8 protein-coding genes and 2 pseudogenes are annotated in these 12,849 nt (G+C 66.7%); 5 read left to right on the top strand and 5 right to left on the bottom strand.

From position 1 onward, the window contains the following. Positions 1-416 (bottom strand): annotated as a pseudogene (locus tag ACFVH0_RS28850) (hypothetical protein); the annotation flags it as partial. A 255-nt stretch (positions 417-671) separates the two neighbouring features. On the opposite strand from ACFVH0_RS28850, the gene ACFVH0_RS28845 reads away from it, so the two are divergent. The 5 genes from ACFVH0_RS28845 (at position 672) to ACFVH0_RS28825 (ending at position 7,639) form a co-directional block, all read left to right on the top strand. After that, positions 672-1,166: a GNAT family N-acetyltransferase gene (locus tag ACFVH0_RS28845; protein WP_385824867.1), complete on the top strand. Its 495-nt coding sequence runs from the start codon at positions 672-674 to the stop codon at positions 1,164-1,166. Between the two features lie 158 nt (positions 1,167-1,324). Continuing rightward, the gene (locus ACFVH0_RS28840; RefSeq protein WP_385824865.1) at positions 1,325-2,854 is read left to right on the top strand and encodes an ATP-binding protein; all 1,530 of its coding nucleotides are present in this window, start codon (positions 1,325-1,327) and stop codon (positions 2,852-2,854) included. A gap of 51 nt (positions 2,855-2,905) precedes the next feature. Further along, entirely contained in the window at positions 2,906-5,815 is a 2,910-nt protein-coding gene (locus tag ACFVH0_RS28835) for a Z1 domain-containing protein (RefSeq protein ID WP_385824863.1), read from the top strand. A 14-nt stretch (positions 5,816-5,829) separates the two neighbouring features. Further along, a complete protein-coding gene (locus ACFVH0_RS28830) occupies positions 5,830-6,321 on the top strand; it encodes a very short patch repair endonuclease (RefSeq protein WP_385824861.1) in 492 nt (163 codons plus the stop codon). 130 nt (positions 6,322-6,451) lie between these two features. Further along, positions 6,452-7,639 (top strand): DNA cytosine methyltransferase, encoded by a 1,188-nt coding sequence (locus ACFVH0_RS28825; protein WP_385824859.1) that lies wholly within the window; start codon positions 6,452-6,454, stop codon positions 7,637-7,639. Here ACFVH0_RS28825 and ACFVH0_RS28820 read toward each other — a convergent pair. The 4 genes and pseudogenes from ACFVH0_RS28820 to ACFVH0_RS28805 form a co-directional block, all read right to left on the bottom strand. Beyond that, positions 7,570-8,463 carry a DUF6339 family protein gene (locus tag ACFVH0_RS28820; protein WP_385824857.1) on the bottom strand — a complete coding sequence of 298 codons (894 nt, stop codon included), beginning with the start codon at positions 8,461-8,463 and terminating at the stop codon, positions 7,570-7,572. The genes ACFVH0_RS28825 and ACFVH0_RS28820 overlap by 70 nt on opposite strands. Then, complete coding sequence (locus ACFVH0_RS28815; protein ID WP_385824855.1) at positions 8,460-9,452, bottom strand: hypothetical protein; 993 nt, start codon at positions 9,450-9,452, stop codon at positions 8,460-8,462. The genes ACFVH0_RS28820 and ACFVH0_RS28815 overlap by 4 nt, the downstream gene beginning before the upstream one ends. Then, positions 9,449-11,536 (bottom strand): transcriptional regulator, encoded by a 2,088-nt coding sequence (locus ACFVH0_RS28810; RefSeq protein ID WP_385824873.1) that lies wholly within the window; start codon positions 11,534-11,536, stop codon positions 9,449-9,451. The genes ACFVH0_RS28815 and ACFVH0_RS28810 overlap by 4 nt, the downstream gene beginning before the upstream one ends. Positions 11,537-11,782: 246 nt before the next feature. Then, positions 11,783-12,799, bottom strand: a pseudogene (locus ACFVH0_RS28805) (sigma-70 family RNA polymerase sigma factor); the annotation flags it as partial. Positions 12,800-12,849: the final 50 nt, after the last annotated feature.

The following is a 12,849-nucleotide window of genomic DNA, read 5'->3' as shown; positions in this document are numbered from 1 at the left end:
TTGAACTCGCCCGGCTTCGCCGCGTTCATCTTCTCGGCGTTCGCCGCCTTGCCCTGCGCCTCCTTGTCGTCGGGCGGGGCAACGGCCGCGTCCTGCGCCGACTTCGACTCGGCGGCGGCGGGAGCGTGATGCGCCAGCCGGACCCCCTTCGCCGCCACATCCGCCTTCACCCTGCGGAAACCCGGCGCCTGCGCGGCAGACGGCTTCACCGGAGCCGTGTACCGCTGCGCGACCAGACGGGAGACCGCGCTGTTCCCCGCCGCACGCTGAAGACGTTGCAGGGTGCGGGGATCAGGGGCCGGCCGGTCGCCGGGCGGGCGCTTCGGCGCCGTCACCGTCGTACGGGAGACACCCGGATGAGCCGGAGCGGAAGAGGAACGGGCAGAGGCGGGGCCCTTCTCCGGAACCGCCTTCATCCGCCCTCCCGGCCCGTCGCTACCGCGTACCCCGCCGTGTCGGCCAACTCACCAACGAGAAACATACGAAGCCAGGAAGGCCCTGCGGAAGACCAACTACGTTATGAATCAAGGGACTTGCCTCAACGGGCACCCTCGCTGCGCGAACGGGAAAACAGAAGCACACACCCTTGAAAGCCACGCGGCCACCGCCCTCCCGGAGCCCCGCCGACAAAAGAAGTCCACCCGACGGCCCGGAATCCATATGGTTCTGCCATGCCCGAACTCCAGCGCCTCCGCCCCGACCACGCGCCCGCTCTGCTCGCCTTCGAGCAGGAGAACCGCACGTACTTCGCCGCATCCGTCCCGGACCGGGGCGACGCCTACTTCACCGACTTCGCCGCCCGCCTCACCGCCCTGCTCGACGAACAGGCCGCCGGTGTCTGCCACTTCCACCTGCTGGTCGACCCGGACGGAGAGGTGCTGGGCCGGTTCAACCTGGTCGACATCGCGGACGGCTCCGCCGATCTGGGCTTCCGCGTGGCCGAGAAGGCCACCCGCCGCGGCCTGGCCACGGCCACCGTCCTCCACCTCTGCACCCTGGCAGCCACGGAGTACGGCCTGACCACCCTCCGCGCGGCCGCCGCCCTCGACAACACGGCCTCCCGTACGGTCCTGACCCGCGCTGGTTTCGTCCCGACCGGAGAAGAGGTCCAGCTGAGCGGCCGGCCGGGGCTGGGGTACGTACGCAGCACAGCGCCCCAGGTCTGACCGGCACGGAACAACGTTCCCACCGACCACCGGAAGCGCTTTTGTCAACCGGATCCCTCTCTGTCCCACCTTTGCAATATCATCACATTCCAACTACTCATCTCAGGGCCGCACCTCCCCACGCAGGTTCTCAGCCCGGTGTGCGCGAGGAAGTATTCATGCCGCCCTACCAGCCCTCGGCCGACTGGCAGTTCGAAGTACCGACCTCCGGCAGCAAGCGGCTCCCACCCGCCGCCCGCTACGTCGAATCGCTGACGCACCAGGGCTACGGCTTCGAGGCCGCCGTCGCGGACCTCGTCGACAACTCCATCGACGCCGGTGCCCACAACGTCGTGGTGAGCTTCCTCCGGGACGAGGACCGACTCGTCAGCCTCCTCGTCATCGACGACGGCTGCGGCATGAACGACGAAGCCCTGGACACCGCCATGACGGTCGGCGGCCGCGAGGGCTACTCCGACACTGCGCTCGGCCACTTCGGCGCGGGCCTCAAGGCAGCCTCGCTCTCCCACGCCGACTCCCTCACTGTCATCAGCCGGACCAAGCGGAGCCCGTCGGCCGGCCGCCGCTGGCTGACCGCACGCGCCCAGGCCGACTTCACCTGCGACATCGTCGACCCGGGCTACTGCCAGGACCTGGTCGACCGTTACGACGGCCTGATCCAGTGGCACGGCACGATCGTCCGCTGGGACCGGGTCCGCGCCTTCGACACGGTGACCACCGGGCAGGCCGACCGCTTCCTCAACGACGCGATCGAGAAGCTGGAGACCCATCTCGGACTCCATCTGCACCGCTTCCTGGCCCGCGACGGCTTCAACATCGACATCGTCGTCGAGGACGTACGGACCAAGGAGGAGCTGGACCACCGCGGCGTCGAGCCCATCGACCCCTTCGGCTACCGCGTGCCCGGCCGGGCCGGCTATCCCCGTACGTACACCGCACCGGTCGAAGGTGTCGGCGAGGTGGCGCTGACCGCCCACATCTGGCCGCCGAAGTCGCCCCTGGTCAGCTTCCGGGGCATCGGACCGCTCGCCGAGCGCCAGGGCTTCTACATCTACCGCAACGACCGTCTCGTCCAGGCGGGCGGCTGGAACAGCACGCGCAGCGCGGAGGGTCACCTCGCCCTCGCCCGGATCGCCGTCGACCTGCCGAGCGAGCCGAACGACGTCTTCAGCCTCACCGTGAAGAAGGACGGCGTGACCGTCACCCCGGCGTTCGCACGCGGCCTGGAACAGGCCACGGACGAGGCCGGACACACCTTCGGTACGTACCTCCAGGAGGCGGAGACCACGTACCGGGAGGCCGCCCGGCGCGCCACCGAGCCGCAGCGCAAGGCAGTCCTCCCGGCCGGAAAGGGCATCGATCCGAAGCTCAGGCGCACCCTGCGCGACGAGTTGCCGGAGCTGGACGGCGAGGACCCGATCGCCTTCCGCTGGGACACCCTGCCGTCGGACGTGTTCTTCGAACTCGACCGTGACGAACGGGAGGTGAAGCTCAACAAGGAGTACCGGCAGGTCTTCAACGGCGGCCGCCGCGGCGGGCTGAACGACGCGCCGGTGGTGAAGAGCATGCTCTACCTCATGGTCAACGAGATCTTCCAGAAGGAGCGGGTCAGGGCCGTCCACACCGACAACGTCGCGTTGTGGAACAGCGTCCTGGTGACGGCGGCGCGCTGCGAACTCTCGCGCTGACCACCGATCCGCAGTCCTTCACCCGCCCTCCCGAGGAAGCCACCCACCGCCATGACCGACCACCTGTTCAACCTGCACGGCGACGTCCTGGGTGCGATGCGGCGCGGCCCCAAGCACTTCACCAAGCTGGCGTTCGTCCTCTCCGAGGCCGACGAGCCCGCCGACACGGAGCTGAGCCACTTCCGGGACCGGATCGCCGCCGCCGGTCCCGGCGATGAGCTCACCGCTCTCTGGCACCGCACCCTGACCACCTGGGACCTGGCGGAGCAGGCCGACTGGTCCACCGCCCCGGCCCGCACGGACGCCCGCCGCGCCGACACGTACAACCGGCTCGGCTTCGGCGCCGACCTGCGCAGGGCGCTCGACCGGGCGGTCCCGGTCTTCAAGGAGCCGGGCCCCACCGTCATCAGCGAGGAGTTCACCTCCTGGTACTCCCGTGACACCGCGGCCGCCCGCTCCTTCTACTGGAACTCCTACGAGCAACTCCTGCGCCGCAAGGGCTGGTCGGACGCCGCGGTGGCCGGCCTCGACGAGGCCAGTCACGCCGTGGTGGAACGCCTCTCCGACCCCACCCGCACCGAGGCGTACGGCGCCCGGGGCCTGGTCGTGGGCTACGTCCAGTCCGGCAAGACCGCCAACTTCACCGGCGTCGCGGCGAAGGCCATCGACGCGGGCTACCGTCTGGTCATCGTCCTCGGCGGCACCCTGAACCTGCTGCGGGGCCAGACCCAGCGCCGTCTGGACATGGAGCTGATCGGCCAGGAGAACATCCTGCGCGGCGCCGACCTGTCGGACCCGGACGCCCTGGTGGGCATCGACTACCAGGACGACGAGGACTGGCCGGCGAAGTTCGTCAGCCACGGTCACCGCCCGTTCAACATCGAGCGCCTCACCACCCGGGACGACGACTACCAAAGCCTCCGGCAGGGCATCGGGGCCCTGGAGATCGAGAAGCGCGAGAAGCACCTGCCGCTGTACGTCCCCGACAACCTGCACCGCGCGGCCGCCCGCGTCATGGTCGTCAAGAAGAACAAGTCCGTCCTGACGAACCTGGTGAAGGACCTCAGGAAGATCGGCCCGATCCTCCGCGAGATCCCCACCCTGATCATCGACGACGAGTCCGACCAGGCGTCCGTGAACACGTCCGACCCGAAGAAATGGGAATCGGGCCGGACCGGGCGCACGGCGATCAACGGCCTGATCTCCCAGCTCCTCGGCCTGCTCCCGCGCGCACAGTACGTCGGCTACACCGCCACCCCGTTCGCCAACGTCTTCATCGACCCGAGCGACGGCGAGGACATCTTCCCGCGCGACTTCCTCATCTCGCTGCCGCGCCCCGTCGGCTACATGGGCGTGCAGGACTTCCACGACCTGGACGGCACGGGTACCGCCGAGGAGACCCACGTACGCGGCATCTACGACGACACCGGCGACCGCCTCCAGGAAGCACTGGACGCGTTCGTCCTCACCGGCGCGCTGAAGCTGTACCGCGCCGATCACGGAGTCCCCTCGGGTCCGTTCCGCCACCACACGATGCTGGTGCACGAGTCGGTGAAGATGGACGACCACGCGGACCTGGCCCTGCGCATCAACACACAGTGGCATCAGGCGGGATACACCTCCCGAGAGGGCCACGCCCGCCTGGAGAAGCTCCTCGCCGACGACCTCGCCCACCACGCGGACGAAGACCTCCCGACCCCGTCCTCGTACGCCGACCTGCGCCCGTACGTCTCCCGCGCCCGCCAGCGCATCAACTCGGGCGGCAACCCGGTCGTGGTCGTCAACGGCGACACGGACCGCTACTTCTCCCAGATCGACCTGGACTTCGACCGGACCCCGAACGTCTGGAAGATCCTGGTCGGCGGCACGAAGCTGTCCCGGGGCTTCACGGTCGAGGGCCTCACCGTCACCTACTACCGCCGCACCACCCGCCAGGCCGACACCCTGATGCAGATGGGCCGCTGGTTCGGCTTCCGCCCCGGCTACCGCGACCTGGTCCGCCTCTACATAGGCCGCGAGGAACCGCTGACCAAGACGCAGACGATCGACCTGTACGAGGCCTTCGAGGCGATCTGCCGCGACGAGGAGACCTTCCGCTCCCAGCTCTCCCGCTACGCGGAGCTGATCGACGGCGAACCCCAGGTGACCCCGGCCCGGATCCCGCCCCTGGTCTCCCAGCACCTGCCGTTGATCAAGCCGAGCAGCCGCAACAAGATGTTCAACGCGGAACTGGTCGAGATCCGGTCCCCGGGCCAGTGGGTGGAGCCGACGGCGTACCCGACGGACGGGGCGGACCTGCGGCACAACGCGGAGGTGTGGCGCCCGGTCCTGGACTCTCTGAGGTCCGCCCCCGTCACGCTGACGTGCTCCTCCCCCGGCCTCGGTCGCAGCGACACCTACGAGGCCCTGCTCGGCACGATCGGCCACGACGCACTGCTGAAGATCCTCTGCGACCTCCGTTGGTCCGCTCCCTCACAGTTCTCACCCCATCTGGAGTCCCTGGTCACCGCCGGCGAGTCCGGCACGGGCATCGACGACTGGTTGGTGATCGCCCCGCAGCAGACCTCCACCCGCCGCACGGAGGCGACGATCCTCGGCTCCCGCCCACTGTCCCTGGCACACCGCACCCGTCGCCGCGGCGATCTCTTCGGCGCGATCAGCGAGCCGAAGCACCGCGGGGTGGCCCTCCGGGTGGCGGGCGCGCTGAAGGACTCGGGGGATCCGCTGGTCGAGTCCCTCGTGCGCGAGCGACGCGGCGTGCTGGTGCTGTATCCCGTGGTCGAGAGCGAACCCCGGCCGGCCGCCGACGGCGCGATCGATCCCCGGCATGTGGTCATGGCCTTCTCCCTGGTCGCTCCGAAGTCGTCGGCGGACCGGGGGACGAGCCTTGTGCGCTTCCGAACCATCGATTCGAGCAAGCGGGATTCCGTGATCATCGATCGAACGAGCGGTGGGGCGTAGGAGAATTGGCAGTGATGAGTACCGCGAAACCCTCCTCCCCCGGCGTCTCCGCCCGGATGAGCCGACAGGCGAGCCGCGACACCAAGCCGGAGGTCGCCGTCCGAAAGCTGCTGCACGCATCCGGCTACCGCTACCGGCTCAACGAACGGGTGCCGGGAATGCCCCGGCGGACCATCGACATCGCTTTCACCCGGGCAAAGGTCGCGGTGCTGATCGACGGGTGCTTCTGGCACGGCTGCCCTGTTCACGCCACGCAGCCCAAGGCCAACGCGGAGTGGTGGCGCGAGAAACTCGAACGGAACATGGCACGGGACCGGGAGACGAACAAGCATCTTGCTGGGGCGGGGTGGACGGTATTGCGGTTCTGGGAGCACGAGGCCCCCGACGGGGTGGCCGAACAGGTGGCCGCGGCTGTCGACCGGGCAAGGTCCAAGGTTTCGGACAGGGGCATGCCCCGAAAACGAAGTTCGGTGAGCAGAGTCGCACGATGTGGCAACAAGAGCTGACACCAACAGATCGCCCCTACGGCCACTCTCGGCGACAGCGCGGTAGCCGAACGAGATCACCTCGAAGAACTTCGGTCCCCGACAGCGCGCTGATCGGAGAAGCCCTCGTCGCCGGCTACACTTCAACCCCATGACCAACACATCCCAGAAGCCGCTCCGCCCTGCGGATGTGCATGTCATCGATCTTTTCGCGGGGCCGGGTGGACTCGATGTGGCGGCTCACGCACTGGGAGTTGCGTCCCTCGGAATCGAGTGGGACGCGAACGCGTGCCAGACGCGGCGAGCAGCGGGCCTGCCCACCGAGCAGGGGGATGTCCGCGCGTTCGACTCGGCGAAGTTCCCGCAGGCCAACGTCCTGGCGGGCGGTCCGCCGTGCCAGACGTACACGGTGGCCGGAAAGGGTGCCGGTCGGCGGGCACTGGATGAAGTTCTGGCATTCGTCAAACGGCTGGCGGTTGGCGAGTCGTGGCCACATATAGAAGCGGATCTCGCTGTATTGGAGGACGAGCGCACCGGGCTCGTCCTCCAACCGCTCCACTGGGCCCTGGACGCACTCCAGAACGGTGCGCCATACCAGGCCATCGTCCTGGAACAGGTTCCCGCAGTCCTTCCTGTGTGGACGGCGTTCCGGGACGTACTCAGGCAGAACGGCTACTCGGCCGAGTGCGGCATCCTCCGGACCGAAGAGTTCGGCGTTCCTCAGACTCGGCGGCGTGCTGTTCTGATCGCTCGATTCGGCGAACAGAGCGGAGTCGCACTGCCGAGTCCGACCCATCAGTCCTACCGCAAAGGCGTGTGGCCGATGCCCGCACCTGCCCCGGTCGAACCGGCCCTGTGGGCGGAGAACGACGGCACGGACGACGCAATGCTGCCCTGGATATCGATGGGCGAGGCCCTCGCGAATTACCGCAGCGGGCCGTTCACCGTCATCTCCAATTACGGCACGGGAGGCGACCCCAGGGCGCGCGGTCGCCGGAGCTCCCGCGCGCCCTCCGCGACGGTCACGGGAAAGGTGTCCCGAAACAGAATCGTCGCCGGTGAGAATGGCATCGACCTGCCACGCTTCAGCTTTCGGGAAGCAGGCATGCTCCAGTCCTTCCCGGAGAAGTACCCCTGGTCCGGGAAGGACGTGTCCCAACAGATCGGCAACGCCATTCCCCCACGGCTCGGCCTGCACATCCTAAGTGCGGCCATGGGTCTGGGCAGGCCCTCCGAAGAGGCGATCACGCGTCTCGAACAGTGGCGGCCTCAGACATCTTCCGACGCTCTTTCCGCACGTCCGCGGACCCTCGCGTCCTCAAAGAGTTCCGAGAAATAGTCCACGAGCCGATCCACGGATTCCTCCGGTGCGGGCGCATCGTCCGGGCCCTCCGGAAGAATGTCGCGCGTCACGGGGCCGGCCCACTCCGAGGCCTCGATCCACTGTCGCAGCGGCTCACCGTCCCGCTCCGCGTCAGGAGCGATGACGTCGTACATCAACGTTGCGGCGGAGGTGTTGACCGCACTTGCCAAGGCGTTGATTTCACGACCAGTCCTGACCGTCCCGCGCTCGATGAGGCGCAGCATCGCCTGAGCCGTCGGCCTGTGGTCGATGGCGTCGAGACGCAGCACAGTGTTGAGCATGTCCTGGTGGGTGCAGGCTGTGACCACGGGCCCGTAGTCGGGGCCGTTCCGAAAGAGTTCGGCCGCCCACCACAGCCGGGCAAAGGCCTGGGTGTGGTGGGCGCCTCGAAACCGGTTGGCCGTGACCATCTGAGCCTTGCCGTCCTGCTTGGGCTCAGGCATGTGGCGCCAGGTTACGTAGTCGGGAGCGACCCCGAGGGCAAGGTAGTTCCATCTCCTGCGGTCGGCGGCCTCTCGGCGATCGAACCGCACGGTGGCGTGGAGCCGCGGAGCGAGCCAGGCATCGGCCTTGGTGGGCTTTTCGTCGCGACACCGGTACATCGCCTCCTCGAAGAGGTCGCGTACCGGCCCGAGCTCCGCACGCACCTGGACGCCGGCGAGCGGTTCGGCGACTTTGCTGAGTGCGATGGCCGGTACGTTCTCCTTGCCCGCAAGCAGCCCTTCGGTCAAGTAGGAGGCGGCATTGAGATCGGAGAGCAGTGCCAGTCGTTCAGGCAGATGAGCAGGCTTGTCGGTCATGCTTCGACCCCCTGGTGAAGTCTGTCCAGGCCACGAATTGCGGTGGCCAGAGCCCTGGGCATCTCGGCCCTGCGGGTGGCGGCGAATTGGATACGTGGCTGGAGGTCGATCCATCCGAAAGCTCCGGTGCGTCGGCGGTGCACCTCTCGCAGAGCCTCCTCGATCGGGCGCCCAGGGACGACGTCCGGGAGCATCTCGCGGAGCACCTCGCCCCGCCAGTCGTGAGGGAACAGCGGCATGCCGTCGTCCTCGACCTCGAGGTCTCCGATAGCGGTGTGGAACACAGCGGTCCACACATCCGTACACATCTGGGCGAGTAGCAGATCACGAACCAAGCCCTCGGCCGCAGAACCATCGCCGCCCACGAGATCGGTGACGCCCTCGAAGTCGGTGTTCACGTGTACTGCCGGCAGTTCACCGGAGGTGTCGACGATCCAGGGCACGTCCCGGAAGGAACGCAACCACTCCGGTCCCTCACGGAAACCGACCTCTATGACATCGAGTTCACGCTGTCTCAACGGAACATCGGCGGTCAGATCCACGACCCATTCCGTATCCGACGTGGCGATGACTCGCCCCGGCACCCCGTCGGCGGTCGCCACCACATGAACGGACAGAGTGGCACGGTCGAGGTGGTCGGCACGCCAGAGCTCAAGGGAACCGACCCAATCCCGGCCGCTCTCCGTCTCGGGTTCCAGATGAACCATGGTCCGTGTGTTGGTCGCCTTCTCGGTCAACACGGCGACAACGGACACCTCGGACCAGTAGCCGTTGGGCTCGGTCGCCTTGGCCGGAACTGTTGCCGACAGCTTGATCCGGGCACTCTCCCAGTCGTCCCGCTCCGCCCGCCCGAGGGCCACCACCTGCTCAACAACGGAGTACGCCTTGGTGTCGAGAGGCTCCCTGCTGTCGCCGGGCCCCTTCAGCCCCACTGCGGTCACGCGCAGCGATACAACCCCGGGGAGTCGCTTGTACGGATAGACCCTCATCGCTTCACTTCCTTGTCCAAGCGAAGTTCAACGACCAAGCCGGTGAGCGATGCGCGCACCGGGTGTGTGGACGCGTCGGTGACCCCTCGGAAGGTCGCATTCCGCGCTCCGGGCTCAAATCGCAATACACCGTCCTCCAGTTCACAATTCCGTACAGCAACAAGTTCGGACCAAACGACCGTCGGCCGGGGGCCGGATCGCACATCCAGTTTGGCCACTGGGATCACGTGCATGACGTCACTGCTGGCGGGCACCTTGACCTCTGCGGTGATGCACCATGAACCATCCGTGTCGATCCGTGCATCGAGGTCGTCGAGAACCGGCATCGCCGTGGCAGCGGATTTCCGGGACGCGCCCTTTCCCGATACGGCCAGACGCTTGCGCAAGCGGTCGGTCGCGCCACGCCGCTTCGCCTTCGGTAGCGTGACGAGCTCGCGAACAGCCCTGTTCGTATCGCGAGTCAAGGTGGCGATACGCCGGTAGGCGGAGGGCGAGTATCGCATTCGCAGTTCCTCGGTCTGCCCCCACTTGTTGTGCTCCGGTGGCTCCGAGGTACGCAGAAACGCCTCCGCCTCGTCGGCGAAGGGCGCCTCGCCACCCGCAGCATGCCCAACGAGAAGCACTGCCTGAAACGGATTCGTGCCCAGTGCCAGATCAGGGACGCGGCTGGTACGAACCGTCATACGGCTGCCCCGCATCGCCACCACGGTGTTCGGCCGCCCGTCTACGTCATCGGCCTCGGTCACCAGAAGAACCGCCTTGTGCTCGCCGCAGCTCTTCTGCCCCGCGAGGCCCGGCACGCTCAGAGGAACGGTCGACATGGCGACCTGACCGGCCTCGGTCAGACGCTCCACGGTCGTACCGTTCAGGAATGCCTGGAGCGCACGGGTGCGGGAAGGTTGAGTCACGCGGGGATCGACCCGCTCCTCCTCGATGATCTCGACACCGTTACGCAGCGTCCGAACAGACGCTTCGAGAAGCGGTTGCCCACCATCACCTGCGACCATTGCAGCCCAAAAGTTCCGCCCGAGCGCTTGGCGAAGCCGCTTGTGCATGCGATGCACACTTTCCTCGTCCTCGCTCATGTCGCTCTCGGTCGCGGTATCGGCGTCTGCGAGGCTTGCCACGTCGTGCGCGCCGACAATCAGGAACGAGGTTCCTGGTTCGGTGCTCTCCCGTGCGAGATGCAGCCGTTCAACGGTCTCCTCGTCAGCCCACCACGAGCGAGCGACATCCGCCCGGTTCGCGTGAGGATCCGGACGACCGAACCAGGCCGGGCCGGCCCAGGATCTGCCCTCGACCTCACGCCAAGGTAGATCGAGACGCCCGATCAACCGCCTTTCGGTCTGACCCTCGTGCGGCTCGGACAATGTGGAATTCATGAGCACCAGGCCCAGGCGACTGGTCGCCCAGAGTGTCGCCTTGCCCAACCCGTACGAACCACCGGCGCCGTCAACGGACTTGTGACTGTCCAACTGACGTCGGACAACAGCAGCGAACCGGCCGGTCTCATAATCATCACCGGTCAGGCCCGAAGCGTTGAAGTCGTCCACACGCAACAGAACAAGCCGGTCACGCTCTCGCATCTCGCGCAGTCCCGCGTCGATGACCCGACCGACCTTCTGATCCTGGGCAGCCGCAGCCTCGTAGTGCGGCGCAAGCCGGTCCCACTGAATCGCCTCGCGGAATCTGGCCAGAGCATCTCCAGTGAGTTCGTGCAGCGTGTACCGGACGCGGACCGGACGCGCACTGTCGAGGCGCTCGTCGAGGCTGTTCTGCGTGGCTTCACGAGCCAGCACCTCGACATCCGCCTCGAAGGCGAAGGCTGCTGCGTTGCCGAAGTCCCGGCCACCGTCGGTGTACGCAGGACGGTGATACCAGGCGGGGAGACCTGTCAGCTCGGCCAAATCCTCTTCACTCTCTTCAAACGCTCCGGGCGCTTCGCACAGCTCCGGAAGGGACTGAATCTTTTCCCGCATCGCCTCTTCGGGGGTCAATCGACCGTTCACCCACTCCACGACAAGCCCAGCTGGCACCTCAAGGAGGTCAGCAATTTCGGTATCCTTGATTCCACTTTCATGCATTCGATCAACCAGCCAGCGACTGAATGAACTCTCGATCGAATTCAACACTCCCTCTTCCGTTCCCGAACGACGACCGGCAGCGACGCCGAACGTTCCTGGGGACGGGGCCATACCAACCGTCGCAACAACTCTCCGGCGAAGTCGGCTCGCTTTCTCACGGCTCCGCTCCAGTCTCTCCATCACATCCCGCCGCCGTCGCTCGGTCGCAACTGCGGGGTCGGACTCCAGATCGAGAGCGATACGGAGATCCTGCATGCCTCGGCGCTCGATCTGACGAATGCGCTCCCGCGTCACCCCGAAACGGTCCCCCAGCGCTTCCAGCGTCCAGGTCTCCCCATCCACGAGCCCATGACGGTACAAGATCACGAGGAGCGTTCGCTCCGACAGGATGCCCAGCAGCGGGCGGAGTTCCTCCAGAGCGAAGTACGACCGCAGGGCTTCGTGGGGATCCAGCACACCACTACCCGCCCCGCTGAACGCCCCCGTCGTTCCGGATGCCTCGAAAAGTCCGTCGAGCGACAGCACGCCGCGCATCAGCTTCAGGTACTCGACGACCTTTCTGTAATCCATGTCGCACTCTGCCGCGAGATCCACCTCGTCCGGCACCTGGCCCAAGTTCTGGAACTTGCGTTGCGCCTTCCCGATTTTTCTCATCGACTCGCGCACATGGACTGGATACCGAATCACGGACCCGCAGTCCGCCACCCCTCGGTCAGCCGATTGCCTGATCCACCACGTGGCATATGTGGAGAACTTCAGCCCTCTCGTGACATCAAATTTCTCCACGGCACGCATTAGCCCAAATTCTCCGAATTGCACAACTTCCTGACGCTCCAGCCCCTCCGCTTCAAAGAATCCGCCTTTTACAATCGAATAAATTAGCCCTTGATTGTGTACCACCAATGCTTCGTAGGCGCGCCGCGCTTCGCTTCTGTCCGGCAAACTGCGCACGTATCCCGCAGGAAGGTCTCCGGTCAGCGGCAGTCCCGACCGCAGGAGCAGGAAGAGGCCTGCCTCCTCAGCGGCGGTTAGGATCCGTTTCTGCGGCCTCCTGTTCCATCTGTCGCTGTCCAGGACCCGCCTCGCCGCCGATACAGCCAAGTCGAGGTCCCTCGACGGTCGAGCCTTTTCGGCGAGGCCAGAAGCACTGTGCTGTCCGGCCAACTCGTCGAGAGCCCCCTCCGTGCCGATGGCTTGGGCCTCGGGTTCCTCCTTCGGCTCACCGAGGTCTCCCGGGCCTGCCGTCCACCCTTCGGCCTCCATCTCGGAAGTCAGCGCACGTCGGACATCGACACCGAGAAACGCAGCGACAG

This window comes from Streptomyces sp. NPDC127117 (genome assembly GCF_042677325.1).
GTDB lineage: Bacteria > Actinomycetota > Actinomycetes > Streptomycetales > Streptomycetaceae > Streptomyces.
Note: the sequence above shows the minus strand (reverse complement) of the source record. Positions and strands in the feature narration are given on the sequence as shown.